Below are 26,738 nucleotides of genomic sequence, written 5' to 3'. Positions count from 1 at the left end.
ACCTCACGGGGTACCCGGGCAGTTTCTGTAATTTTTATGCGGCTCTAACTGCGGCTCTTGCGAACCGCGGTGGACTGGCTGTTACGCCGCTACACGGTTGCTATGTGGCCGCTACTTGGCGCTCGCCCAGTCGAGAATCGCCTCGAAGAAGCGCTCGCATTCACTCAGCTGCTCCAGCTCAATCCACTCGTTCGGGGAGTGCGCCTGGGCAATATCGCCAGGACCGCAAATGATGCTCTGCACGCCGGCGCGCTGGAACTGGCCCGCCTCGGTGCCGTAGGTGACCTTCTGCGGTGCGTCATTGGTGCCCAGCCACTCGTGGGCGAGGTGCACGATGGGTGCGTCGTCCTCGGTACCCAGGCCCGGCACGGCTGCGAGCAGTTCGTGCTTCACACCCACGCGGGAGGTGAGGCTACCGGGCTCTGCACCGGTCAGCTTTTCGGCGCGTGCGGCGCGCGCCTGCAGGTCGGGCAGTATGACCTCCGAAAGTTCGCGGTCAATGCGCTCCACGAAGGATTCGGTGGTCACCTGCGGCAGAGTGCGCACATCGTACTCCACCACAGCCTGCTCGGCGACGATGTTGTACTGCAGGCCGCCGGTTGCCAGGTTCACGCTACCGGTGGAGTGGGGAATGATGAACGACTCGTCGAACGGGCCTTCTTCTTCCCACTGGTCCGCCATGTCGGTGAAGAAGGTGATGAACTCGCCTGCTGCGGCAACCGCGTTCACGCCGTGGGTGGCGAGGGAGCCGTGCTTGGGCACGCCGGTGAAGGTGACGCGGCCGCGGTGTGCGCCCTTGTGCGCGTCGATAATGCGCATGCTGGAGGGCTCACCAACAATCGCGTAGTCGGGGGCGAGGTCGCGCGCCACGAACTCCTCGATAAGGGAGGGTGCACCAATGCAACCGATTTCCTCATCGTAGGAGAACGCGAAGTGCAGGGGAGTGCGCAGCTTCGCTTCAGCCACGCGCGGCAGCAGCCAGAGCGCGACGGCGAGGAACCCCTTCATATCGCAGACACCGCGGCCGTAGGCGCGGGTACCCTCCACACGCAGGGTGAAGGGGTCGGCGTCCCACGCCTGACCGGCGACGGGTACGACGTCCGTGTGGCCGGAGAGAATGAGGCCGCCTCGGGTGGTGCCGTCAGCGGCAGGGACGGTGACCAGCAGGTTGGCGCGGGTGCCGTCCTCGTTGTAGGTGCGCACGCCGCTGTAGCCGTAGCGGGCAAATTCGGCTTCGATGAGCTCAATAAGTTCCAGGTTGGAGGTTCCGGAGATGGTGGGGAACGCGATGAGCTTTTCGAGCCAGGGGAGGGATGCGGGCTGGGTGGTCTGAGCCGTCATGACTGTTCCTTCTGTGCTGTGTTGGGTGCGCTGTGTTGCTGTGCGCTGTCATGTGCTGCGTGCGCTTTTATGTTCAGGGTACGCCGCGGGGCGGTATTCGTCGCCTCATTGTCGTCGAATACCGCCCCGTGACCCCTGCGCGGGGTTAGATGCTGTAGTTGTTCACGTTCGAGTGGTCGCCCAGCGCGTGGAAGTTACGCGAGTGGTAGACCAGCGGGGTGCCTTCGCAGTCGTTGCGGATGAACTCTTCAACCTGCGCGGTGAAGACGAGTGCGGGGCCTGCCTCAACGCGGCTGAGCGGGGTTGCGCGCAGTACGCGGCGTACGCCGTGGACGAGGGGCTCGCCGGTGTGGACGAATTCCCAGGTGCTGGGGTCGTCGAAGCGGGGGTAGTCGTGGGTTGCGAAGTTCTTCGCGAGGGTCACATTCTCAGCGTCGAGCATGTGCACGAGGAAGGAGGACGCAGCCGCGATCTTTGCTGCGGAGCCGCTGTTTGCCTTGAGGGAGAAGGCGATAATCGGCGGTTCTGCGGCGACGGAGGTCAGCGAGGAGGCGGTGAAGCCTGCGGGTTCGCCGTTTTCGTCGGTGGCGGTGATGATGGCGACGCCGGCGGGCTGGTGGCCGAAGGCGAGCTTGAACTGCTCGGAGGTGTCGGCGATGGGTGCCTGTGCTGCAATGGTTTCGGTCATGATCGACCCTTTCTTCTGCGGCTGCGTTTAGGGTTCGTCCAGATGTGTATGCGTTGGGCGACCCTTTGTTAAGGGGAGATATGTTTCAGGGTAAAGCTAAAGGGTGGTGAACACCTTATTTATTGCCCTATGTTTCTTAGGTGAACCTTTCGTGACATTGAGCGTGAAATATTACGTCATATTCTTCGCCGTTTGGGGGATGTGCCGGTGGTGTCCCATGGGGTTCCCGGTGAAAAGTTCCGAACGGCGGGTTGCGGGTGCTGTCCCTCTCTCTTCTGCGGGGTTTCGCCGGGTTAAAGAAGCCTCTGGGGTATCCTTGCTAGGTACTCGAAAGCGCGCCGCGCCCCGTATTTGAGGGGTTTTTCGGTGTGTGAACTGTGGGGAGAAGAGGGCTAATGAGCTGGTTGGCAACTATTCCGCTGCTACTTTTTGCGGTCGTGTTGGCTTTCGGTCCCGGCTATGCGATGGGCTGGGCGTTGCGTGTTCCTGCACGTTTGCGCGTTTTTTATGCGCCGCTGTTGACTTTTGCCCTGGTGGCTGTCTCTGCGATTGTGCTGGGTAAGACCGGCATTGCGTGGAGCCTGATTTCTTTTGTGTCGGTCGCTGTCGTGTTGGTGGCTGCGGCTGCTGGTCTCATGTGGCTGGTGGGTCGCCGTTGGCCTGCCCTGGCGTCTGCCTCGTGGCCGGGTAATGATGTTCCTGTGGCGTGGCCGGTGGTGGGTGCTGTTTTAGGCGGATTCCTGGTGCTGCACATGACTGAGGACATGGTCTACGGGCCTGAGGCGTTCTCGCAGAGCCTGGATAACTCATTCCATATGAATGCAATCCGATGGATTCAGGAGCACGGTGACGCGTCGAGCCTGACCCTGGGCGCGGTATCTGCGGCAGACCAGCAACCGGCATTTTACCCGGCGGGTTGGCATGATTTTGTGTCCCTGATTTATAGCACTATGGGTACGAGCATTGCGACTGCCACCATCGTGACCGTGTTACTGGCTGCCGGCATTTTGTGGCCCTGCTCGCTGGTGGCGCTAAGCCTGAGCATCCCGAAGCTGCGTCGCCTGCAGGCGTTGGCAATCCCTGCGCTGACCTGTGGTTTTGCAGCGTTTCCCGGTCTCCTCCTGCGTTGGGGTGTGCTCTTCCCGAATCTGCTGGGTTACGCTCTGGTGCCATCATTTGTGGCACTCATGGTATGCCTGGTGCAGGTGATGGTGCGCGGCGAGTACGCAGCTCTGCTTTCCCTGTGTCTTGCCGCCCTGGTGGGTGTCGCGGGTCTAGCGCTTGTGCATCCGAACGCGGTGGTGTCTGCTGTGGTCTTTGCTCTGCCGCTGGTGCTGGCCGGGGTGGCGTGGGTAGTGCGCTCGCGCGAGCTGGCCTCTCGCCAGAAGTGGGTGAGATCCGCTCTACTCGGGCTGGTAATTCTTGGGTGTGTGGGTGCCTGGTGGTTCCTGCGTCCTGGCGCATCTGCCAGCAACACGTGGGAGCCTATGCTCACCGAAGGTGAGGCGCTCTACCAGTTCCTCTTCTTGGGCCTGGAGAACGCCAATCAGTTGAGAGATACGTTCAATCCCTCGTATCTGGCCGGTTTCCTGGCTCTGTGGGGCGCGGGGTACCTGCTGTACAAGCACCGCAACCTGTGGCTGATTGCCAGCTGGGTGCTGATTGGTTACCTATGGATTGTGTCCGCCTCGGTGCCGCGCGGCGAGTTCCGCTTGTTGATGGTTGCTCCCTGGTACACGGATCATTTCCGCTTGGCGGCGCTGGTGGTGTTCCCCTCCGTGCTACTTGCCGGTATCGGTCTGGGTGGCGCCGTGGAGGGTATCTTCGTGCGCATCATGCACGCTATTCCGCGTGAGAAGCACGCGAAGGTTGCCCCGGCAATGATGGGTGCCGCCATGGTGCTGGTGCTCGCGGTTGCGGGCCTATCCTCGCGTGTACCCTCGGTACAGGAGACAACTCTGGCGGTATCGCAGGAATACCGAGTGACCCCGACCTCTGTGGTGCTGAATCAGGACGAGATGAACGTCATTAACGAGATCCCGAAGATCGTGCCGAAGGGCGATGTGATTGTGAACAACCCCTGGGACGGTAGCGCCTATATTTACGCGCTGGCAGATCGTCACCTGACGGGATACCACTTCGAGTTTGAGACCTCACCCAAATACTCGGCGATTATGCACAACCTCAAGGACGCTCGTACAAATCCGGAGGTGTGCCGCGAAGTGAACAAGTACAAGGCCCACTGGTACGTTCACCTGGAGAACCAGTTGAACTTCGGCCCAGACGCACAGAAAAACTACGACGGCCTCGTGGCTGCCATTGGCACGGACGTGCTGACCCCGGTGTACTCCTCGGGTCCGATGACTCTGTATCGCATTAGCGCTTGCGATAATAACTAGTATCTGGCACTTTTGGGCTGCCTGAAGTATTGCGGGGGTGGCATGGAGACTAGGCCACCCCCGCAGTGCTACTTCGAGCGTCATTAAGAGAGTGCTGATAAGATGTAAAACCGGTATGCCTTTGTGCGCATACTAACTTCCGTATGCCATACACACAAGAGATAGCACCGCATGGAATCAGAGACTTTTACGCAGACCCCTCGGCCCCTCATCATTATGCCCGCGTGGAATGAAGAGGAAGTTATTGGGGGCACAATTGAAGAACTTTTCCGCATGATGCCTGAGGTCGACCTGGTAGTCGTCAATGATGGGTCCACCGACCGCACCTCTGAGATTGCGCGCGCTACCGGCGCTTTCGTGATTGATCTTCCCTACAACATGGGTATCGGTGGTGCTTTGCGCACCGGTTACAAGTATGCTCGCCAAGCCGGATATGAATGCGCGATTCAGGTTGATGCTGATGGCCAGCATGACCCGAAGGGTATCCGCACTGTGCTTGCTGGCCTGGAGGATGTCAATATCTCGATCGGTTCCCGCTTTGCTGAGGCGACGAACTATAAGGTTTCTGGTCCGCGTAAGTGGGCGATGGTGGTTCTGGCCCGTATGTTTACGATGATTTCAGGCGAGAAGTTCACCGACGCCACCTCCGGCTTCCGTGCGGCAGACCGCAAGGCGATTGAGCAGTATTGCGAGCATCTGCCTGCTGAGTATCTGGGTGACTGTATCGATGCCTGCGTGATGGCGATTCGTTCTGGCTTGACTGTAAAGCAGGTGCCGGTTGAGATGCGTGAGCGTCAGGGCGGTACTCCTTCTTCAAGCCCGTGGAAGTCTGCGGTGTACCTGGTTCGTTCTTTCTTCTCGTTTGGCATGTCGATGACTCGCCAGAAAACGAATGTGGGGTCTAAGTAAATGAGTGCAAATATTTTCTTCCTTCTCATCGTGGTGGTGATGGAGGTTCTCGTTCTGGCGCAGGTACGCAACCAGAAGATGAAGGAAAAGTACGCCGCACTGTGGCTTATCGTTGGCGTCATCATGATTGTGCTAGCGCTTTTCCCGAAGCTTTTGGATGCCCTCTCGCGTCTGGTGGGTATTGAGACCCCGGTCAACCTGCTGTTCCTACTGGCGATTATTATGCTGATGGGTATTAGCTTGCACTTGACCCTGGCTATCTCGAAGATTACGGATGATATGCGTACCCTCGCTGAAGAAGTTGCGATTATGAAGGCTCTTCAGCGTCAGCCGCAGGGCGCTTCCCGCGCTACGGAGCGAGAGCAGAAGAAGCCCTAAAGCCCCTGATTTTTATACGTTTCTACACGTTTGAGCTTGGAGTAATACCTCATGACCGTTGATATTCTGTTCCCCTACTACGGAGACGTCGCCATGATGAAGCAGGCTGTGCTGTCTGTGGTCGGTCAGACCAACCCGGACTGGCGCATGATTGTTGTTGATGACGGCTACCCGGACGACTCGATTCCCGGCTGGTTCGAGTCGCTGAAGGATGAGCGCATCACCTACATGCGTAACGAGAAGAACTTGGGCGCGAACGGTAATTACCGCAAGTGCTTGACCTTCGTAGAGAATGACCTGGTCACCGTCATGGGTGCTGATGACGTCATGCTCCCCAACTATGTGCAGTGGCTGGTGGATTCGGCGGCGAAGCACCCTGAGGCATCCATTTTCCAGCCCGGCGTGGTCGTGATTGATGAGAACAACGGCCTGTCGAATACCCTGGTGGAGCAGACTAAGGCGTTCTACCGTCCCAAGGGTGAGGCTGTTCTGCAGGGTGAGGAGCTGGCTACCTCCCTGCTGCGCGGCGCGTGGTTCTACTTCCCGTCCCTGGGTTGGCGTAAAGACGCTATCGTGGGCACCGGCTTCCGTGAGGGCCTGAACGTTGTGCAGGATATGGCGCTGATTCTGGACATTACGATGCGTGGCGGCTCCCTGTACTACGATCCGCAGGTTGCGTTCATGTACCGTCGTCACGGTGGTTCTGACTCGTCCTGGCGTGCCCTGGAGGGTACCCGCTTTGATGAGGAGCGCCGCTACATGAACACCATTGCTGATGAGATGACTGCCCTGGGTTGGACGAAGGCTGCCCGCGTGGCCCGTATCCGTTTCTCCTCGCGTGCTCACGCGCTGACTCTGCTGCCGAAGGCGGCCCTGGCGAAGAAGTGGCAGGGTGTTAAGAACCTTGCCGAGCATGTGGTGAAGTAAACCTATATTTGTGTGCGGTGCGTCGTACATCCTGCGGTGGATGTGCGGCGCATCTGCGTATGTAATGATGGTTTGTGTTGGCGGCTATATTGGCGGCTAGGAATGAGGAGGACGCGGTGAGCGAGTCGGTACAGCACCCCGATAAGAGCGGGGTGGAGGAACACCCCTCTCGGGAGGCCCAGTCTTCGGGTACGGTCACCCGCTACCAGTCCCTGGCGCTTTTGGGTTCGTCCCTGTTGGCGGCGGTCTCCACGCTGGTGGTGACCATGATTGCTCAGCGTGCCCTGAACGGTTCGGAGCTGACGGAGTTCCTGCTGTTCTGGGCGGCGCTTTTCACGGTGACGGGTATTATCACGGGTATTCAGCCGGAGATTACGCGCGCGGTGGGTACGGCACGCACCCGTGCTGTAGCTGACGGGGCTGCATCCGGTGGGGCTGCATCTGCTGAGGGTTCCGTGCCGCAGGGCGCTCGCGTGGTTACGGTGACCGCGGCTCTGGGTGCTATCGCCGGTGTGCTGGTGTTGGTGAGCTCCCCTCTGTGGGCGGGTCATCAGATTCCGCATTCGGCGGCGGTGGGCGTGACCGTTATGGCGGTGGGCGTGTTCCTCTACGCCCTGCAGGCGACTATGAGCGGTGTGACCGCCGGTGAGGACCGCTGGTACCTTTTCGCGGCGGTGGGCGGTCTGGAATCTGCCGGGCGCCTTATCCTTATGCTTGCGGCTGCGCTCATGATTCCTTCCCTTGCCGGTCTTGAGGCGGCAACCGTCGTGCCGATGGGTCTGTGGCTCATCCTGGCGTTCGTGACCGTTTCGGGTCGCCGCCTGTGGGTTGCCCGCGCCGATGTGCCCGCGCGCCGCCTGAGCTTAAATATCCTCTGGTCGTTCCTGTCCTCTGCCGCCGCGGCGGTGCTGATGATGGGCTTCCCGAACGTGCTGAAAGCGAGCGGCGCCGCGGCGAGCGAACCGATCGTGCTGGGCACCCTGATCCTGGCGATTTCCATTACCCGTTCGCCAATCATGATTCCCCTGCAGGCGTTCCAGGGTGTGGCGGTTTCTGCCTTCTTGAAGCAGCGCCACCGCCCCGTAGCGGCGTTCATTAAGCCTGCCGCCGCAGTGGTGGCTGTGGGTGCTGTGGGCGCGTTGGCGGCGTACCTGGTGGGTCCGCTGCTGTTCCGCCTGATTTACCCGCCTGCCGCAGGTGCAGAGTCCGCGTACGAGGCGGCAGCCTCCGGCATCACCCTGGGTGCGCTGGTCTTCGCCTCGGCACTGCTGGCGCTCATGACCCTCTCGGGCAATATGGCGCTCGCGGTGAACCAGCACCGCATCTACCTCGCCGGTTGGGTGGTTGCCGCGGCGGTGACCTTGAGCTTGGCGTTCCTGATTCCCGCCCCGCTGGTGCCGCGCGCTATTGTGGCGTTGGCGGTCGGTCCGGTCTGCGGCTTCGTGGTGCACATGGTGGGCGTGGCTTTGGCATCCCGCACGGAAGAAGCTCACGCCGAGTAGCTTAAAAACCTCTGCTTAAAAACCTATGGGAGGGGCACGTACATGATGTACGTGCCCCTCCCAACGTTTAAACCTGGTAAGCGGCTCACCGCTAGGGAATCAGCCACTTGCGGACCGGCGGAATCCAGCGCAGCAGCCACACCAGAATCAGCGAAGAAGCCCACACCAGCAGCGCGTAGGGTGCCTCCAGGCGGTAATCCACCAGCGGCCAACCGTAGGCGGCGAGGCCCTGAATAATCAGCAGGTGAATCAGGTACACACCAAAAGTCAGAGCCGACAGCTTACGCAGACCCGTCTGAACCGCCTCCGGCAGGCGATTCAGCGGCAGAGATTTGAAGAACACGAACACCGCCGCGGCCCAGAAAATCGTCGGAACAGACAGGTACTCGGTCGCCAAACCGCCCAGGCCCGGGTGGTTCAGTACCAGGTACGGGCCCACCAGAATATGCGCCAGAGAACCGGCAATACCCAGCACATAAATCACCAGACGCCACGGCAGGCTAAACTCCGTATTCGCCAATGCATAACCCAAGAAGCAGAAGCCCACATACCCCACGATGGGTGCCGAGAACTCCGGCATAAACTGCGGATTAATCTTCTGCAGGGTAGCAGTCGCAATGGGCATCAGCAGACCCAGCGCAGCCATCAGCCACGCCAGCTGCACCTTCTTCTCACCGGCACCACGCAGGGCGTACGAGAAGATCGGCAACACCAGGTACACGCCGATGAGCGCCTCCAAATACCAGAGGGTCACACCCACCTTGTTCGGCGCCAACAGCACCGCCAGAATCTCCTCACCCGTAGGCAGGGGAGTGTGCTTAAACCAGCTGCGCGCAAAGAGATACACCTGACCCCACACCAGCAGCGGAATCAGAATCTTCGTGAAACGCTTCTTATAGAACGTGCCGACGCTCTCACGGTTCGTGAAATTCAGCAGGGTAATGCCCGAGGCCATGAAGAAAAGCGGCACAGCCGCAACCGCGGTACCCGAAAGAATGTTCTCGAGAACCCAGCCGGGGGAGTCATAATCTACCCGGTAATTGAACCGCACGTGCAACGCCACCACGAAGATAATGGCGAGAACATTAATGAGATCCAGGTACACCTTTCGCGCGGGCTTAGGGTGCGTGGCAGGTACCTGAGACTCAGGCTGAGCATCCGCAGGTTGAGAGGACGCCACCTGCGCCGATGCAGGTTTGGAGGACATGAAATCCGCTCCAATCAATGTGTGTGAGTGTGACGAAACAGAGTATGACGAAACATGGGTGCACGCACCCGAATTCTAGAGGTTATAGACCCGCTTAACGTACGCACCATACAGCAGACGGTACAGTGGCGTGCTGGTCTTCAACAGCAGACCGGCGGCACCAAACACCGGGCGGATGCGCAACGCAAGCAGCGCATCGCTCACCGTAAAACCGGCACGGCAACCCGCCAGCACAGCCGGTGCGCTCTCACCGCCCACAATCAGCGCCTGCTGCGCGTTATTCAGGTACGCAATAACCCGGGCAATCGTCAGCGCCTCCTGACCGGCAAGCAGATGATACGTGCTCGTACGCTGCAGAGACTTCTCAAAATACTCCAGCAGGCGGCGAGTCTCAGACAGGGGAGTAATACGGCTCCACGTCAGGCTTCCCGCGCTCACCGCGTACGCGTACAGCGGCTCGTCAATGACGGTCACGCTCTGTGCTCGTAGGTAGCAGTCCAATAGCGCGCACTCATCCTCGGCTCGTTCAATCTGCGGGTATCGAACACCTTCAAATAGTTCGCGGCGAATAATCTTATCCCAAGCGTAAGGAGACAGCTCATCCTTAAGCAGGGCGAACGCCGCCTCCTGACCGGTCAGCGTGCCGGGGGCACCCTTCAGGCGCTGCGTAGTCGAACCGTCGGTCGCCACCATGTTGTGGGCGCAATTGACCACCTGCGCCCCCGTACGCTCCGCGTGGTGGTGCAGGCGCTCCAGGAAAATCGGGTAGAGAGCATCGTCAGAATCGGGGAACGTCACCCAATCGCCACGCGCCTCATCCAGGCCCTGGTTACGCATCGCGGACAGGCCCTGATTCTTGGGGTTATTGAACACGCGCACGCGCTCATCCGGGTTCTGCTGCAGATAGTCGGCAATCAGTTGCGCCGAATGATCCGGGGAGCCGTCAATCATGACCAGAAGCTCAAAATTGGGGTCGGTCTGCGCCAGCACCGACTTAATCGCCGCAATGACGGTGGAAGCGGTGTTGTAGACCGGCATAATGATGCTCGTGCGAGGGATGGCAGACATGAAAGACAGGAACCTTTAAGAACGGGGCTAATAAGAACTGTGATGATAAAAACGCTGAGGGGTTACATGCCGTAGGCGCGGCGAACGTACGCGCCGTACAGGGTGCGGTACAGGGCGGGGGAGAGCTTCAACAGCAGGCTCGCCGCACCCACCACCGGGCTAGAACGTAGCGCCGGCACAACCCAACCCCACTCGATTTGGCGGCGGCACTCGCGGATTACCGCGTCCGAGTCGGCGCTATCGCTCATGAGCGCCTGCTGGGCATTATTCAGGTAGGTCACCGCAGAAGAAATCGCCATCGCCTGCTGACCCTCCTTCGAGGAGAGCAGGGGTGCACCCGCTTCACGCATGTAGCGGGTGTGGCGGATACTTTCCTCCACCGGGGTCACGCGGCCCCACGTCAGACCCTCAGAGCCCATGTGGTACAGGTACAGGCAGTCCGGGATAACCTCAAGCTTCTGCGCCTGCATGAGGCACTCAAAGACCGCGAGGGCATCCTCGGCGCGGTGAATATCGGTTGCGAAACGTACCGAAGAGAAGAGCGAAGCGCGGAAAATTTTATCGTGCACAAAACCCGTAAAACGGTTCAGCAGATAGTTGATGGCAATATCGCGACCCGTGTACGTACCGGGCGCATCCTGCGGGCGGTCCATCGTGGAGCCGTCGGCGCGGGCAATGGTGTGACCGCAGGTTGCCACATCCGCGCCGTTACGTGCCGCCGCGGCGTGTAGGCGCTCCAGGAACTCGGGGCGGTACGTGTCATCAGAGTCAATGAACGTAATCCACTCGCCGCGCGCCTCATCCAGACCCTGGTTGCGTGCTGCAGACACGCCGGCGTTCTGCTCATTGTCGAACAGACGGATGCGGGGGTCGGGGGTGTTCTGCAGGAACTCGCGAATCACCTTCGAGGAACAATCCGGGGAGCCGTCAACTACTACCAGCAACTCAAAATCGGGGTCGGTCTGCGCCAGAACGGACTCCATCGCGGCGATGACAGTGTCAGCCGTGTTGTAGACCGGCATGATGATGCTGGTGCGCGGTGAAGACATGGTACCTCTTAGAGAACATTGGTGACGGAACTACATACAGATACATCATACGGGGGCTGGGGGTATCAGCCTGCTATTCCTACTTCATACTGTCTTCACACTCTGGGAACTTAGGTAACCCTATGGAAAACAGGTGGTGTGCTCCCTACACTGGAAGGGCACATTGACAAACCGCACGGGCCGCCTACACCGCGGCCCCGCCCCTCCCAACGGGTATAGTACCGAAGGAGCCACCCATGAGCCGACGCACCGACGCGCCCGCCCGATCACCACGACGAGCCGCCCTCGCCAGCTGGATAGGCTCCGCCCTCGAATACTACGACTTCGCCGTCTACGGCACCGCCGCGGCAATCGTGCTCAACCGCATCTTCTTCCCCGAAGACACTGCCGCCATCGGCATCCTCAAGTCCATGGTGGTTGTGGGCGTCGCCTACGTTGTGCGCCCCTTCGGCGCCATGATTGTTGGACCCCTCGGTGACCGCTACGGCCGCCGATTCGTCCTGATGCTCACGCTCTTCCTGATGGGCTTTGCCACTTTCGCAATCGGTTGCCTGCCGACCTACAGCGAGGCGGGTATCCTCGCCCCCACCCTGCTGGTCATCTGCCGCATGATTCAGGGTCTCTCCGCCGCCGGCGAGCAGGCAAGCTCCATTTCCATCTCCCTGGAGCACGCCAACGAGCATCAGCGCGCTTTCACGACCAGCTGGACCCTGCAGGGCACCCAGTTCGGCTCGCTGCTGGCAACCGCCGTGTTCATTCCCTTCGCCGCTCTGCCGGACGAGCACCTGCTCAGCTGGGGCTGGCGCGTACCCTTCTGGCTCTCCGCCTTCGTGGTGGTGACCGCCTGGCTGATTCGCCGCACCCTCTCCGAGCCGCCCGCATACCTGCAGCGCGAAAAGCTCACCGAATCCCCGCTCATGCTGGTCTTCAAGCACCACAAGCGCGCCGTGCTCACCATTGCCGTATGCGCCATGGTCAACACCGTGAACATGGTCTTCACGACCTTCGCGCTTTCCTTCGCCACCAAGGGTTACGGCCTTGACCGCAGCACTATGCTGCTGGTGCCGGTCGCCTCCAACACCCTCGGCCTGATTGCGATTCCGCTCGCCGCCATGCTTGCCGACCGGATCGGTCGTAAGCCCGTGTTCATTACCGGTGCGGTTGCATCGTCCCTGGTGATGTTCCCGTACCTCGGCGCGATTACCGAGGGCAACTGGGTGGGTATCTTCACCTACGGCGTGCTCATGCACGGTGCGCTGTACTCCATGGCGAACGGCGTGTGGCCCGCCTTCTATGCGGAGATGTTCCCGACCCGCGTGCGCGTGACCGGCCTGGCGCTGGGTACCCAGATTGGCTTCGCAATTTCTGGAGGCGTGGCGCCCGCCGTGGCGACGAGCCTCGCCGGTGCCGACCTGCATAACGCGGTGCTGCCCGCCATGTTCACGGTTGCCATGTGTGTGCTCGTGGCGTTGGGTGCGCTGACGGCTCGTGAAGGGTACAAGAAGTCCCTGGCTGAGCTGGATGCATAGCCCACAGAATATATTCCGAATATAGAATAAATACAGGTGGGGTTGGATAGATATCTATCCAACCCCACCTGCGTGTTTAACCTTCTAAGCCCCCTGCTGAGCTGCAATCAGCGCCTCAAAATGCGCCGCCATACGCTCAGCGTTCGGTTCCAATCCGGTGAAGAGACGGAACGCATCCACTGCCTGACCCACCGCCATGTAGCCGCCCGTCAGCACCTCGCACCCGGCGGCACGCGCCGCGCGCACCAGCTGCGTCTGTTGCGGCAGGTAGATGACATCCGCAACCCATAGGCCCTCACGCAACACCCCGGCGTTCAGCGCCGACTCGCTCAACGGCATACCCGGATGCACGTGCATACCCACCGGGGTTGCGTTCACTAAACCCTGAGCTTGTAGTAGAGCTTCAATCAAGCGCTCATCGTCGCTCAGCACCTCGACCCGGGTCTGCGGGAAGAGCCCGCCCAGCTGCTCCGCAAGCTCCTGCGCCTTCGCCGCGTCACGCTCAAAGAGACTCAGACGGCGCACCCCCAGGCGGCACAGCGCGTACGCCGTGGCGCTACCGGCACCGCCAGCACCCAGCTGCACCACGTGCTCCAGGCGCGCCGGGTTCTCCGCCACCTGCGGCAGGCCGCGCTTCAATCCCGCAATGAACCCGGAGTAGTCCGTGTTGTCGCCGTAGAAGCTGCCGTCCTCGCCAATCACTACGCAATTGACCGCGCCCAGGGCGCGTGCCGCATCCGAAAGCTCGTGCAGGTGCTCCATGACCGACTGCTTGCACGGGTGCGTGATGTTGAAAGCGTTGAAGCCGAGTAGCGCCGCCGCATCCAGAAGCGCCGGGGCGGAGGCGCCATCCAGGTTCAGGGCGTCCAGGTCGACGGGGCGGTACAGGTAGCGCACCCCGTGCGCGTCCGCCTCCGCCTCATGCATGGGAGGGGTCAGGGAGGAGGTGATGCCGTCACCAATGAGGCCCACCAGGAAAGATTCAGTACGCAAACTCATAGTTTCACTGTACGTGTCCGCCTCGTAAGATGCACCTACTTTCTTGAACCCGTACCAAATGCGCGCTGGAGTTGGGAAGAAGATAAAAATAATTTCTACGCCCACAAGAGCGATATGTCTGACAGAAACACCTCGAAGGTATAAGCTTGGTATAAGTGCTCGCGCGCCACGGCGCGCACATGAGACCACACAGACACCGTCACAGTGAAGTGATACCGATATTCGGAGGATAGATTGTCAATGACTGACAAGGCTATGGCACACTTCGCTGGCGCCGATGCATGGGTCGAGCAGTATTTCCTGAACAGCCCCGAAGATGAGCGTGAAGAGTTCACCCCGGCAGAGTTAGAGGATTTGGCTCGCACCCACCGTGCGCTGGCTCAAATCCGCCTGCCCAAGACCCCTGTCGTTGCCGCACGCAACGACGAGTACAACACCACCCTGTACGTCGCGACCGACGACATGCCGCACATCGTCAGCTCCCTGACCGCATGCCTTGCCACGCACTTTGGTGGTTTCGTCACCATTCTTCACCCTACCTTCCTCGCTGAACGCGGCCCGGACGGTACCCTCCTGAGCCTGCGCGGCACCGGCATGCGCGGCAACCTTGCCAGCGGTGATACCGCCACCCTTGGCGTGCCCTCCCTCAAGCTCAGCGAGAACGCCCCGGCGGGTACCACTGTCGCTATTGAATCCTGGATTGCGGTTCGCCTGACCCGCTACCTCACTGAGGAAGAGCAGCGCCGCTGCGAGAAGGAAGTTGAGCGCGTCCTCGCTGACGTTCGCGCCTGCCACACCGACCTGGATGCCATGGTCGCCCGCGTTTTCGACCTGGCGCAGTCCATGTACGACCTGCGCGGCGCAACCCTGGGTCATGGTGAGGAATCCTACGCCGCCAACCCGCGCGGTGTGGAGCCTGCATCCCGTGTGGAGGTGGCACAGGACTTCCTGCGCTGGCTGGCCCGCGGCAACTTCGTGTTCATGGGTGTTAAGGAGCGTGTGCTGGACGGCACCTCCGGCGCTATTTCTCTGGTGGACCGCCCCGGTTCGGCGCTCGGTATTCTGCGCACCACGGAGGGTAGGAGCCGCATCCCCCTTTCGGGTGAGACCCTGGAGCGTGCCCTGTTCCCGCGCCCCCTGTACATCACGAAGGCGAATTCCCGCTCCACTGTCGCACGGAACGACTACCTGGACTACATTGGTGTGCGCCGCTTCGACCTGAACGGCCGCGTGATTGGTGAGTACGTCATTCTGGGTCTGTTCACCCGCCAGGCGTACGCACTGCCCGCTATTGAGACTCCGCTGGTGCGTGAGCGTATCGCGATGGTGCGCCGCCGCCTTGGCTACCACCCCGGTTCTTACTCTGACAAGGCGCTTCTGGGTGCCTTGGAGGATTACCCGCGCCTGGAGCTGCTGCACGCTTCCGCTAATGATCTGACCGATACGTTCGGCGGCATCATGGGCCTGGAGGAGCGCCGCAAGACCCGCCTGTTCCTGCGCGCTGACCGGTTCAACCGGTTTATTTCCGCCGTGGTGTACCTGCCTCGGGATCGTTACAACACGAACGTGTGCTCCCGTATCCAGAGGGTGTTCCAACAGGAATTTGATCTTAGTGCCATCGACCATGAGGTGTACCTGTCCTCCTCATCGTTGGCGCGTCTATTTTTCCGCATTCGGCTCACCAACCCCAACGATGTGCCGAAGACGGATCATCAAGCTCTCGAAAAGCGACTGCAAGAAGCCGCCCGCTCCTGGGTGGAAGCAACCGCAGCTGCTATTGAGGCATGGAAACCCGGAGCGGCAGGCCGCCGACTCGCATCAGCCTGGGCAGATGCGACTAGCGCAGCCTACCGAGCCGATTACACAGTAGAACAAGCAATCGAGGATATCGTGATTCTTGAATCTCTCTCGGGCCAGAAGCCCGCCGCAATCAAGGTTGAAGCCGGCGAAGCCAACACCACCCGACTGAAGACCTACCTGTCCGCACCTCACACCCTCACCGAGCTTCTGCCGGTTATGCAGAATATGGGTCTGGTCGTTGTTGATCAGAAGCCCTACGAGTTCAAGCCTGAGGACGGCGAAGACTACGGCTACCTCTACGACTTCGGAGTTGAATTCCCCGAGGGCGTGGACGCAAACGCTGTGGCTTCCCTGTACGAGGATGCCCTGAACGCCTACCTGCTCGGTGAGCGCGAGTCCGATACCCTGGACCGCCTGATCCTGGCTGAGGGCCTGACCTGGCAGGAAGTACGTCTGTTCCGTGCCCTGAACCACTACCTGATTCAGCTGGGCCTGGGCTACACCCCGTCCTTCATGTCGAACACCCTGCTCGCTAACCCGGCCATCACCAAGCACCTGGTCGAGTTCTTCGAGGTCAGCTTCGACCCGAACAACGGTCTCAACGATGAGCAGCGCAATGCACGCCGTGACGAAATCGAAGCAGCCCTGGTTGAGGAACTGAACCAGATCCCCACCCTGGACGCTGACCGCTACCTGCGCTCCCTCGGCAAGGTTATCCGCGCTATCCTGCGCACCAACGCATACCTTGCTGACCGCCCCGCACTCGCGTTCAAGGTGGCACCGCAGGAGATCGACTTCGCACCCCTGCCCCGCCCCAAGTTCGAGATTTTCGTCTACTCCCCGCGCGTTGAGGGTGTTCACCTGCGCTTCGGTAGCGTTGCACGTGGTGGCCTGCGCTGGTCGGATCGCCGTGACGACTTCCGCACCGAGGTGCTCGGCCTGGTCAAGGCCCAGATGGTGAAGAACGCCGTCATTATCCCCACCGGCGCGAAGGGTGGCTTCTACCCCAAGCAGCTGCCCGACCCCGCAGTGGATCGTGACGCATGGATCACCGAGGGCCGCGAGTCCTACAAGGTCTTCATCGGCTCCCTGCTGGATGTCACCGACAACCTCGCAGTGGGCACCGACGGCTCCGAGACCGTTGTCCGCCCCGAAGGTGTTGTAGCACGCGACGCTGACGACTACTACCTGGTGGTTGCAGCGGATAAGGGCACCGCAGCATTCTCCGACACCGCAAACGCAATCAGCCTGGAGCGCGGCTTCTGGCTGGGCGACGCCTTCGCATCCGGCGGCTCCGTCGGTTACGACCACAAGGCTATGGGCATCACCGCACGTGGTGCATGGGAGTCCGTCAAGCGTCACTTCGCTGAGCTCGGCCACGACGCTCAGACCGAAGAGTTCACCGCAGTCGGCATTGGCGACATGTCCGGTGACGTGTTCGGTAACGGTCTGCTCCGCTCCAAGGCAACCCGCCTGGTCGCAGCATTCGACCACCGCGACATCTTCCTGGACCCGAACCCGAACGCGGCAGTGTCCTTCGACGAGCGTCAGCGCCTGTACAACCTGCCCCGTTCCTCCTGGCAGGACTACAACCGCGACCTGATTTCCGCCGGTGGTGGCGTGTACTCTCGCGGTCTGAAGTCCATCGAGATTACCCCCGAGGTGCGCGAGGTTCTGGGCCTGGATGAGTCCGTTACCGAGCTGGCACCGACCGAGCTGATTTCCGCAATCCTCAAGGCACCGGTCGACCTGATTTACAACGGCGGTATCGGTACCTACGTGAAGGCATCCACCGAGACCAACGCACAGGTTGGCGACAAGGCTAACGATGCACTGCGCGTCAACGGTAAGGACCTGCGCGCCAAGATTGTTGGCGAGGGCGGTAACCTCGGCTTCACCCAGCTGGGTCGTATTGAGGCTGCGCTCAACGGCGTTATCCTCAACACCGACGCAATCGACAACTCCGCAGGTGTGGAAACCAGTGACCGTGAGGTCAACATCAAGATTCTGGTGGACCGCCTCGTGGCACACGGCGAGCTGTCCAGCGAAGAGCGTGCTTCCTTCATCGAGTCCCTGCAGGACGAGGTCGGCGGCAAGGTCCTCGAGACCAACGTTGAGCAGAACGTTCTGCTGCAGGGTGAGTTCCACGGCTCCTTCCTGGGCACCAACCTGTACAAGCGCCTCATGCACGACCTGGAAGAGCACGCCGGCCTGAACCGCGCCGTCGAGTTCCTGCCCACCGACGAGGAGCTGGACGAGCGTCTGGAGACCACCGGCGACCGCCTGACCCGCCCCGAGCTGTCCGTCCTGGCTGCGTACGTGAAGATTTACCTCACCCACGCACTGGAGCAGACCGACTTCGCGGACGACCCCTACCTGGAAGGCGTTCTGCGCAGCTACTTCCCGGCAGCACTGGTCGAGCGTTTCGGTCAGCACCTGGACTCGCACCCGCTGCGTAAGGAAATCATTTGCACCCGCGTCGCTAACGAGCTGGTCAACATTGGCGGTATCACCTTCGCATACCGCGTGATGGAGGAGTTCAACGTCGGTATCGATTCCGTCGCACGCGCCTTCATCGTCGCTCGCGAGCTCTTCGAGCTGGGCACCGCAGCTAAGCTGCACCGCGAACTGCCCCCGAAGACCCCGCTGGACGCATGGTTCACCGTTCTGCGCGACAACCAGCGCGTTCTGGATCGTGCTGTCCGCTGGTTCATCACCGAGCGTGGCGTGGTTGCTGGCACCAGCATCTCTGAGCTGCTGGAGACCTTCGGTTCCGTCGTCGAGATGCGCCATAACCTGCCCGAGTACCTCTCCGGTACCTCCCGCGAGCGTGTTCGTGCAAAGCGCGACGCAGGCGAGGCATGGGGCCTGCCCGAGGAACTCATCGTCATCTGGATCCGCGGTTTCGAGGGCTACGCCCTGCTGGACGTCATCCGTTCGGCACGCGACCACGACTTCGAGGCAACCTCGCTGGCACCGGTCTACTTCGCAACCTACGACCGCTTCAAGGTGGACGAGCTGCTCGGCCTCATCTCCGACCTGCCCCGCAGCGACCGCTGGGAGATCCTGGCACGTCAGGCACTGCGCGGCAGCCTCTACGAGACCGCTGCAGGTCTGGCACTGTCTGTGGCAGAGGGCGCGAAGGGTGACTTCTCCACCGTGGACGGTGCGCAGAAGGCACTGGCTACCTGGATTGAAGAGCACCCGACCCGCGTGGGTAACATCGACCGCATCCTGAAGGAGATTGGCGAGGCCGCTCTGGACGTCACGGGTCACCCGCGCCTGGCTGTAGTGTCCGTGGCACTGCGTACTCTCTCGAGTGCATCCTAAATAGCTAAGGCCCGTTAGGGTCGCTTAGAGCATCCCGGTTCCCTCCCGGTGGGAGGGGCCGGGATGCTTTTGCGCAGGGACACATGGTGCGTGCACAGGTAGTGCGGGGGATCCTTGGTTGGGTGAACCTTGTGCCGGTGTGCCAGCGCGTCAGCACCTAGCGTGGAGCACCCAAATCAAGGTTGTTGCACCCCGCGTATATTGCATAGAATATTGCTCTCACTAGATGTTTTGCATTCTTGTGTGATGCGCATTATGTGGGTGTGTCCTAAATCCCTCCAAATATCAAGTAGAGGGTTAAGGAAACCAAAGGTTTTAGTTGATATATGCCGTATATTGATTCACGGCGGCATCAGCGCAAGCCATGGGGACCCGGCACTTCTCGGTACGACGACTCTTTCCCCTGGCGCGTCACACGGTGCTGTTCAAACACACTGCCCCTAATCTTTACGATTATCGACTGAAAGTCTGCAAGATTGTCTACCAACCACGGTACTGAGGAAAAAAGCAACAGCGCATGGCGCCTCCTCATTAACTTTCTGCTTTACGTCTCTCCGGTCGCCCTGCTGACCACCGTCTTCCCCATGGTCACCCCGACCATTAACCGGTACAACCTTGATGGTGTACCCCTGATCCAGGTGATTCTGGCGGCGTCCATTACCGTTCCTTGGCTCAGCCAGGCAGCCTGCCTGCCCCTTTACCGTGCTATCCAGATGGAGCACAAGAAGATTGCGGATGCCCGCGAAGGCCTGCGTATTCACGCTGAAACCCTTGAGCACCAGCTCAAGCGTGCCGAAGCACGAGCCGTACGCGCACGTATGTCCGAGCCGCAGTTCCAGGACATTACCGACCTGACCGCGTTCACCCGCAACTGGCTCTATCTCTTCTTCATGACCATGCCGCTGGTGCTGCTCTTCGCAATTCCGGTCGCCCTCGTTCTTCACTGGAGCCCGACTGCATTCGGTGCGTTCTTCGTCCTGGGCGTTCTCAACATTGCGTTCGCGCAGCTGCTGGTCATCCCGAACCTCGCGAAGAACCGCATCATCTGGTTCATCGCGTGGCTTGGCTACACTCTTGCCTTGTACTGCTATCCCGTCATCTGGTTCCTGCCGCCGCTGGTTGGTTCGCTCATCCTGCTTGTGAGCCTCGGTAAGGACCTGGTGCACCTGCTGCACTTCGCGCGCATCCCGCTCAAGGACATTGCGCTCGACGCCCTGCGCGGCTTCTTCACCGGCTCCATCATCTGGGCTGATAAGTACATGCTCTTCCTGGTCACCGGCGGTGAAATCAACGTCGTGGCAATCTACCTGAGCCTGATCCCCTGCGTTATCGCCTACAACTACTTCTTCGTGGTGGAGGCAGACCGCGTCAACGCAAGCATCCAGCACCTGTGGACCATCTTCGACCGCCTGCCCTACAAGGGTGTTCAGGAGGAGTCCTCGAAGGCTCTGCGCACCTCCAACCACGCTATCCGTAACTCCCTGCTGATTTACATCGCCAGCGCTATTGTCACCGGCATCCTGATGTTCATCTTCCTGCCGCAGTCCTACCCGCTGGCGCTCTCCGGCCTGGTCGTGGCGTTCCTCTTCGTTGCAGTGGCACTGCTGATTTACCAGATCGAGTACATGACCATGTACGTCACCGTGCAGCTGCTCTCCGCAGCGCACCTGGTGCTGCTCTTCATCTCCTTCATGATCCTGCCCAACGAGACCGGCTACCTGCCCATCATCGTGGGCGAGACAGTGCTCGCCTTCGCATGCTACCGCGTCTACCGTCAGGCGTGGGCTGCACCCGAGTACTCCCTCTTCTGGCGTCGAGCCCTCGCCTGGTAAGAACCGCACGGTCCGCGAAAGATACACACGACAATGACTGAACAGATGTACCGAAACCACTACGCGCCGCTGCAGCTTCCGGCTCCCGGCCCCCACTACAGCGACCCCGAATACCCGGACGTTGACGTCGCCATCATCATGGAATCCACCTACCCCTACCTCAAGGGTGGGGTGTCCGCGGTGGTGCACGATATCGTCTGCGAAAACCCGGATCTGACCTACGGCATTATTCACATCGCCTGGGATAAGAACTCCCCCCACGAAGACCTCTACGGCATGCCCGAGAACGTCAAGTGGGTCAAGGTGCTGTACCTGAGCCTGGAAGTCAACCGCGACGCCTTCGCGGAAGCCTGCGACCCCTCCGCACTGCGCATGAACTTTGCGGAGCGTCAGGCGCTCACCCAGCGCCTCATGGACGGATTCAGCGCCCTCATCGCCGGCGACGTGAACCCCCTCTGGAAGCTCTACGACGAGGGCATCAACCCCGCAACCCGCAGCTACAACCTCTTCGGTCTCTTCGGAACCCGTGAGTTCATGCAGGCGATTGCGGGTCTGGGCTTCTTCTCCGAGGTGCCCTTCGGTGAGCTCTTCTGGAAGGTGCGCGACTTCGTCTCCATCCTCTTTGCGATCCTGCACGAGCGGATGCCGCACGCCCGCGTCTACCACGCCCACACCACCGGGTACGCGGCACTCATCGCCGCCGCAGCCGCACGTGACCACGGCACCAGCTTCCTGCTGACCGAGCACAACCTGTACATTCGCGACACCGTGAACACCAAGCTCGAGCGCAACATGGCGAAGCCCGTCACCACCGACTACGCCTTCCTCAACGAGGAGCGTGAGCACCCCGGCCTGGGCCCGGTCACCCTCGACGAGCGTGCCTGGTCCGTCTGGTTCGTCGAAATGGGACGCTTCTGCTACCCCAGCGCCGACATGGCAACCTACCTGTACCCCAAGGCACTGGAAGAGGCACGCGGTATTGGTGCGCCCATCGACCAGATGAACGCGGGCGAGAAGGACCGCGCAATCATTCTGCCCAACGGTATGCTCATCGAGTCCGTGGCGGAAGCCTACTACGCCCGCCAGTCGGCGCGTGCCCGCATCCTCGCTGAGGGCCGCGGCCACGTGTGGCGCTTCGTGTTCATCGCCCGCGTGGTGCCTATTAAGGGCCTGACCGACCTGATTCGCTCCCTCGCGGTGCTGCGCGATCAGGGTCTGGTGAACTTCCACCTGGACGTGCTCGGCCCCAAGGACCACCTGCCCGAGTACTACGAGCTGTGCCTGCGCACCATCGAAGAGCTCAACATGGGCGAGTACATCACCTTCCACGGCACCGTGAACGTGCGTGCGATGCTCGACCGCTTCGACCTGCTGCTCATGCCCAGCTACAATGAGGGTCAGCCGATTGTGGCGCTCGAGGCGATGGCTGCGTCCATCCCGCTGGTCAGCACCGACGTGGGCGGTATGTCCCAGCTCATCGACGATGTGCTGGTCGCCCCCGACGGCCACGAAATCGGTAACTGCGGTATCTTGACCATCCCCGGCGATATTCACGGCTTCGCGGCGGCGCTGCGCACCCTCATGGAGGAGCCCAGCATCTACGAACGCTACTGTGTGAACGCCTACGACCGTATCGTCAGCTTCTTCCAGCTGCGACTGGTCATGGACCGCTACAACACGATCTACCGCGAGCTGGGCAAGCTGCCCCCTCGCGCCCCCGAATTCGACCCGGAGTACGATGGCGAATAAACTCACCCGCTTGGGCGGACCCGGCAAATTTGGTGCCTGGGTCCGCTACGGCGGTAAGCCCATTACCCAGCAGCAGCTCGATTTTGCGGTCAAGAACTACTCTGTCGCAATCCTGCAGCCCTGGGAACTGGACGCGGCACGCTACCTGAAGAAGCGTGCACCTCAAATGGTGGTGCTGGCGTACAAGTGCCTGTCCTCCACCCGCTCTTATGAGCCCGGCCCGATCTATTCTTCGGGTGTCTCTTACCCGCTGGCGCAATCGATGGCGAACTCCGGTAAGGATTTCTTCGCCCACCGCCTCAACGGTGACCGTATCGAATGGAAGGGCTACCCCAAGCACTTCCAGATGCAGGTGTGGAACGCCGACTACCGTTGGCAGTGGGTGGACGCTGTGGTGCGCGAAATGCGTAACTCACCCTTCGACGGGGTCATGGCGGATAACGACATCGAGAACGACTACTACGACCTGAACTTGCCCATCCAGGGTGTGGAGTCTATGACGAAGATCCGTGAGCACCTGGATTTTCTGGTCGCGTACGCCGGTATTGAGCTGAATAAAATCGGCAAGATTCTGGTGCCCAATATTGCTGAGTCTCGTCTGCGTTACGGCAAGTGGGAGCGTCACAGCGCCTACGGTGGCGGCTTTGAGGAGGTGTGGCTCGGCTGGGGTCCGAACGACTACCTGTCTTCGCCGTACGCCGTGATGCAGGGTCGTGAGATTGCGAACGGCTCGGCGGGCGACGTGAACCTGGGTACTACTTTTGCGGGTCTGGGTGGCCGTAGCGCCGCCTCGCAGAAGAAGGTGACGATTCTGCGTACCCCGCTCAGCGACCGCAAGGCTGCTATTACCGGTACGGATGAGAACTTCCTGTACGGTTTGGCGGGCTTCTGGGTGTTTGGTGGAGGCGCCTTCACCGGCATCAGCGCAACCCACCACGACGCCTACGACGAGATCCCGCACGCCCCGGAGCTTTCCTACGACCTGGGCGATCCGGTCGGCGGCATTATCGCTCAGAAGACCGCTCAGACTCGTGCCTTTACGCGCGGTTGGGCTGCCCTGAACACCGGCTCGAAGGATGTGACCGTGAAGGTTCCTTCCGGCCTGGTGGATGCGGCAAACCGCCCAGTGCCCTTGAGCTTCACGCTGCGGGCACATCAGGGTGTGGTGTACCGCCGTAAGGCGTAATTCACCGCTCGCGTAGCTCTTCTGAGCTTCTGTGCGACACCCCTTATTTGCGCATATAACCTCATAAACAAACCCACCGGCAATATAACCAATTGGCTATATGTACCGGTGGGTTTGTTATATGTGTGCTAGATGAGCTGGGGTAGCTTACTTAGCAGGGTAGGAGGGGACGTCGTAGCCGCCCATACGCTCCAGAACGCGAATCACCTGGCAGGAGTAACCGAACTCGTTGTCGTACCAGACGTAGACAATTGCGGAGTCATCGGTCACCACGGTAGCCAGCGAGTCCACAACACCTGCGGTGCGGGAACCCACGAAGTCGGTGGAAACAGCCTCGGGGGAATCCGAGTAGCCCACCTGGCGGCGCAGCTCGCCGTCGATGGACTCGCGGCGGAACAGCTCGTTCAGCTCCTCAGCGGAACCTGCGGGCTTGGTCAGCTTCACGTTCAGGATTGCCATGGAGACGTCCGGGGTGGGAACGCGGATAGCGTTACCGGTCAGCTTGCCTTCCAGCTGCGGCAGAGCCTTAGAAACAGCCTTTGCAGCACCGGTCTCGGTGATGACCATGTTCAGCACAGCGGAGCGACCGCGGCGGTCACCCTTGTGGAAGTTGTCAATCAGGTTCTGATCGTTGGTGAATGCGTGAACGGTCTCAACGTGGCCGCGCTCAACACCGTATGCGTCATCCAGAACCTTCAGTGCCGGAGTAATCGCGTTGGTGGTGCAGGATGCTGCGGAGAGAATCTTGTCCTCATCGGTGATGACGTTGTCGTTGACACCGAACACGATGTTCTTCATGTCGCCCTTACCGGGAGCGGTCAGCAGAACACGAGAAATGCCGGGGCGGTTCAGGTGCTGCTCAAGGCCCGGAACGTCACGCCAGCGGCCGGTGTTGTCCACCAGCAGAGCGTCGTTGATGCCGTACTCGGTGTAGTCAACGGTGGTCGGGTCAGAGGAGTAAATGAAGCGAACCGGAACACCGTTAGCGATGATGGTGCTGTTCTCTTCGTCTACCTCAATAACGCCCTTGAAGGGGCCGTGAACCGAGTCGCGCTCCAGCAGGGATGCACGCTTGACCAGGTCCTTGTCACCATTCTTACGCACCACAACAGCACGCAGGTTCAGGCCAGAACCCAGCGGCGAGGAGGAACGCTCCAGCAGAATACGAGCCAGCAGGCGACCAATACGACCGAAGCCGTACAGCACAACGTCCTGCTCCTTAGGCTGGTCGCCCTGGTGGTTCACGGAGGAACCCAGCTGCTCGGGCAGCCACATGGACAGCTCGGGGGAGCCAGCCTCACGGTGAGCCTTGTGCAGAGCAGCAATGTTAATCGAGCATGCACCCAGGTTCAGCTCAGCCAGAGCGCGAACCAGCTCCAGGGTGTGTGCGGGGTTCAGAGGTGCACCATCAATGTGAGATACAAAATCGTGCAGCTTCAGCAGCTCAATGACAGACTTGTTGACCAGGCTACGGCCGTGAATGCTCAGCACCACACCGTTCTCGCGGTGCAGCTTACCGATGAGGGGGATCAGCTCCTCTGCGGTAGCCTCACGGTTAACCCAGGTAGCGGTTGCAGTCGTCACGTATGACCTTCTTCCTAACTTCGTCGTTGGAGGGTAGGCGCGACGGTGCTGTCGCGTCAATACCGTGCCGGGCGTTAAAGACCCGGCGTCGGTTTAAGTCTAACCCGTGCGAACCCCTCTAGAGCCTCAAAATTAGTGATATTGGGGCTAAAAGTCAGAAGAGGTAAAAGTCAGTTCCTGCACCCGCCCGGCAAGCCAACACAAGCCCTCAAAAGGAAAAGTAAAACCACTTCAAATACCCACAAAAACACACCCCACGACATGGGAAAACATAGGTAAAATTGAAACCATGTTGACTGTAATCGGTGAAGCACTCGTAGACGTCGTCCACCAGCACGACGGAGAAACCCGCGCCTACCCCGGCGGATCGCCCATGAACGTAGCCGTGGGCGCACGCCGCCTCGGCCACCCCACCAACTTCGTCGGCCACTACGGCCCCGACGCCTACGGCAAGAGCATTGACGCACACCTGGAAGCATCCCAGGTGACCCTGCCCTTCGAACACAGTGCTGAGCGCACCTCCGTCGCCCAGGCAACTATCGGTGCCGACGGCGCAGCAGAGTACGAATTCGACATCACCTGGTCCCTCGACTCCGTCGCCGAGAAGCTCACCGAACTGGCACGCACCTCCGATGCAGTGCACACCGGCTCCATTGCCGCCATGCTCGAACCCGGCGCGCACGTGGTCGCCGCGGCCTTCGAAGCTGCCCGCGACAGCGCCCTGCTCAGCTACGACCCGAACTGCCGCCCCACCCTCATCCACAACGTCGACGAGGGCCGCGCCTGGGCTGAAAAGTTCGTGTCCCTCTCCACCGTCGTGAAGGCATCCGACGAGGACCTGCAGTGGCTCTACCCCGACCGCTCCCTCGACGACACCGCACGCGCATGGCTTGACCTCGGCGCTGAGCTGATGGTCATCACTCGCGGCGAGGACGGCCCCATCGCCTTCACCAAGAAGTACCCCGAGGGCATCAGCCAGCCCGCACACCGCGTTGAGGTTGCGGACACCGTCGGTGCCGGTGACTCCCTCATGGCGGCACTCATCGCGGGCCTGCTCGACCGCGGTATCGTCGGTGCTGAGGCGCGTGCCAAGGTCGCTGCACTGACCGCCGAAGACATCGCCGACCTGCTGCGTTTCTCCGCAACCGCAGCCGGCATCACCGTCTCCCGCGCGGGCGCTAACCCGCCCACCCGCGAAGAACTTGACGCCGTACTCGACGGCTAAATAATCTACGCCTCGCCGGCGGATAGCTCACTCTGT

General features: G+C 60.7%; 18 protein-coding genes. 11 read left to right on the top strand and 7 right to left on the bottom strand.

Annotated features, from left to right (window positions below; genetic code table 11):
• Positions 1-111 precede the first annotated feature (111 nt).
• Positions 112-1,341, bottom strand: coding sequence for an acetylornithine deacetylase (argE, locus tag HMPREF2836_RS08690; RefSeq protein WP_070630103.1), 1,230 nt, complete (start codon positions 1,339-1,341; stop codon positions 112-114).
• Between the two features lie 145 nt (positions 1,342-1,486).
• Positions 1,487-2,029 (bottom strand): flavin reductase family protein, encoded by a 543-nt coding sequence (locus HMPREF2836_RS08685; protein WP_049338626.1) that lies wholly within the window; start codon positions 2,027-2,029, stop codon positions 1,487-1,489.
• Positions 2,030-2,424: 395 nt separating this feature from the next.
• Here HMPREF2836_RS08685 and HMPREF2836_RS08680 point away from each other — a divergent pair, with 395 nt between their 5' ends.
• From HMPREF2836_RS08680 to HMPREF2836_RS08660, 5 genes are all read left to right on the top strand, one after another.
• Positions 2,425-4,428, top strand: a complete 2,004-nt coding sequence (locus tag HMPREF2836_RS08680) for a DUF6541 family protein (RefSeq protein ID WP_070615764.1) — start codon at positions 2,425-2,427, stop codon at positions 4,426-4,428.
• A 171-nt stretch (positions 4,429-4,599) separates the two neighbouring features.
• Positions 4,600-5,337, top strand: coding sequence for a glycosyltransferase family 2 protein (locus HMPREF2836_RS08675; protein WP_070615766.1), 738 nt, complete (start codon positions 4,600-4,602; stop codon positions 5,335-5,337).
• Positions 5,338-5,715, top strand: coding sequence for a DUF2304 domain-containing protein (locus HMPREF2836_RS08670; protein WP_005507976.1), 378 nt, complete (start codon positions 5,338-5,340; stop codon positions 5,713-5,715).
• A 51-nt stretch (positions 5,716-5,766) separates the two neighbouring features.
• Positions 5,767-6,642 (top strand): glycosyltransferase family 2 protein, encoded by an 876-nt coding sequence (locus HMPREF2836_RS08665; protein WP_070507453.1) that lies wholly within the window; start codon positions 5,767-5,769, stop codon positions 6,640-6,642.
• 116 nt (positions 6,643-6,758) lie between these two features.
• Positions 6,759-8,144 carry a hypothetical protein gene (locus tag HMPREF2836_RS08660; RefSeq protein ID WP_070630102.1) on the top strand — a complete coding sequence of 462 codons (1,386 nt, stop codon included), beginning with the start codon at positions 6,759-6,761 and terminating at the stop codon, positions 8,142-8,144.
• Between the two features lie 91 nt (positions 8,145-8,235).
• On the opposite strand, the gene HMPREF2836_RS08655 is transcribed toward HMPREF2836_RS08660, so the two are convergent.
• The 3 genes from HMPREF2836_RS08655 to HMPREF2836_RS08645 all read right to left on the bottom strand — a co-directional run bounded on the left by HMPREF2836_RS08655 (position 8,236) and on the right by HMPREF2836_RS08645 (position 11,468).
• Positions 8,236-9,351 carry an acyltransferase gene (locus HMPREF2836_RS08655; protein WP_070630101.1) on the bottom strand — a complete coding sequence of 372 codons (1,116 nt, stop codon included), beginning with the start codon at positions 9,349-9,351 and terminating at the stop codon, positions 8,236-8,238.
• Positions 9,352-9,426: 75 nt separating this feature from the next.
• The gene (locus tag HMPREF2836_RS08650) at positions 9,427-10,419 is read right to left on the bottom strand and encodes a glycosyltransferase family 2 protein (RefSeq protein ID WP_070630100.1); all 993 of its coding nucleotides are present in this window, start codon (positions 10,417-10,419) and stop codon (positions 9,427-9,429) included.
• Positions 10,420-10,481: 62 nt separating this feature from the next.
• Positions 10,482-11,468, bottom strand: a complete 987-nt coding sequence (locus tag HMPREF2836_RS08645) for a glycosyltransferase family 2 protein (RefSeq protein WP_070615769.1) — start codon at positions 11,466-11,468, stop codon at positions 10,482-10,484.
• A 236-nt stretch (positions 11,469-11,704) separates the two neighbouring features.
• Here HMPREF2836_RS08645 and HMPREF2836_RS08640 point away from each other — a divergent pair, with 236 nt between their 5' ends.
• A complete protein-coding gene (locus HMPREF2836_RS08640) occupies positions 11,705-12,997 on the top strand; it encodes an MFS transporter (protein ID WP_070615771.1) in 1,293 nt (430 codons plus the stop codon).
• Between the two features lie 84 nt (positions 12,998-13,081).
• On the opposite strand, the gene HMPREF2836_RS08635 is transcribed toward HMPREF2836_RS08640, so the two are convergent.
• Positions 13,082-13,996 carry a shikimate dehydrogenase gene (locus HMPREF2836_RS08635; protein WP_070615773.1) on the bottom strand — a complete coding sequence of 305 codons (915 nt, stop codon included), beginning with the start codon at positions 13,994-13,996 and terminating at the stop codon, positions 13,082-13,084.
• A gap of 240 nt (positions 13,997-14,236) precedes the next feature.
• Between HMPREF2836_RS08635 and HMPREF2836_RS08630 the strand changes: the two genes are divergently transcribed.
• The 4 genes from HMPREF2836_RS08630 to HMPREF2836_RS08615 all read left to right on the top strand — a co-directional run bounded on the left by HMPREF2836_RS08630 (position 14,237) and on the right by HMPREF2836_RS08615 (position 23,893).
• Entirely contained in the window at positions 14,237-19,126 is a 4,890-nt protein-coding gene (locus HMPREF2836_RS08630; RefSeq protein ID WP_070615775.1) for an NAD-glutamate dehydrogenase, read from the top strand.
• 476 nt (positions 19,127-19,602) lie between these two features.
• Positions 19,603-20,958, top strand: coding sequence for a hypothetical protein (locus HMPREF2836_RS08625; protein WP_070615777.1), 1,356 nt, complete (start codon positions 19,603-19,605; stop codon positions 20,956-20,958).
• A 33-nt stretch (positions 20,959-20,991) separates the two neighbouring features.
• Positions 20,992-22,707: a GT4 family glycosyltransferase PelF gene (gene pelF / locus HMPREF2836_RS08620; protein ID WP_049326812.1), complete on the top strand. Its 1,716-nt coding sequence runs from the start codon at positions 20,992-20,994 to the stop codon at positions 22,705-22,707.
• Entirely contained in the window at positions 22,697-23,893 is a 1,197-nt protein-coding gene (locus tag HMPREF2836_RS08615; RefSeq protein WP_049326811.1) for a putative glycoside hydrolase family 15 protein, read from the top strand. Before pelF ends, HMPREF2836_RS08615 begins: the two co-directional genes overlap by 11 nt.
• A gap of 147 nt (positions 23,894-24,040) precedes the next feature.
• Here HMPREF2836_RS08615 and HMPREF2836_RS08610 read toward each other — a convergent pair whose 3' ends face one another.
• Positions 24,041-25,477: a glyceraldehyde-3-phosphate dehydrogenase gene (locus tag HMPREF2836_RS08610; RefSeq protein ID WP_049340110.1), complete on the bottom strand. Its 1,437-nt coding sequence runs from the start codon at positions 25,475-25,477 to the stop codon at positions 24,041-24,043.
• 289 nt (positions 25,478-25,766) lie between these two features.
• Here HMPREF2836_RS08610 and HMPREF2836_RS08605 point away from each other — a divergent pair, with 289 nt between their 5' ends.
• Positions 25,767-26,702 (top strand): carbohydrate kinase family protein, encoded by a 936-nt coding sequence (locus tag HMPREF2836_RS08605; RefSeq protein ID WP_070630099.1) that lies wholly within the window; start codon positions 25,767-25,769, stop codon positions 26,700-26,702.
• The last annotated feature ends 36 nt before the right edge of the window (positions 26,703-26,738 follow it).

Source organism: Rothia sp. HMSC065C12, assembly GCF_001812085.1.
GTDB lineage: Bacteria > Actinomycetota > Actinomycetes > Actinomycetales > Micrococcaceae > Rothia > Rothia mucilaginosa.
Note: the sequence above shows the minus strand (reverse complement) of the source record. Positions and strands in the feature narration are given on the sequence as shown.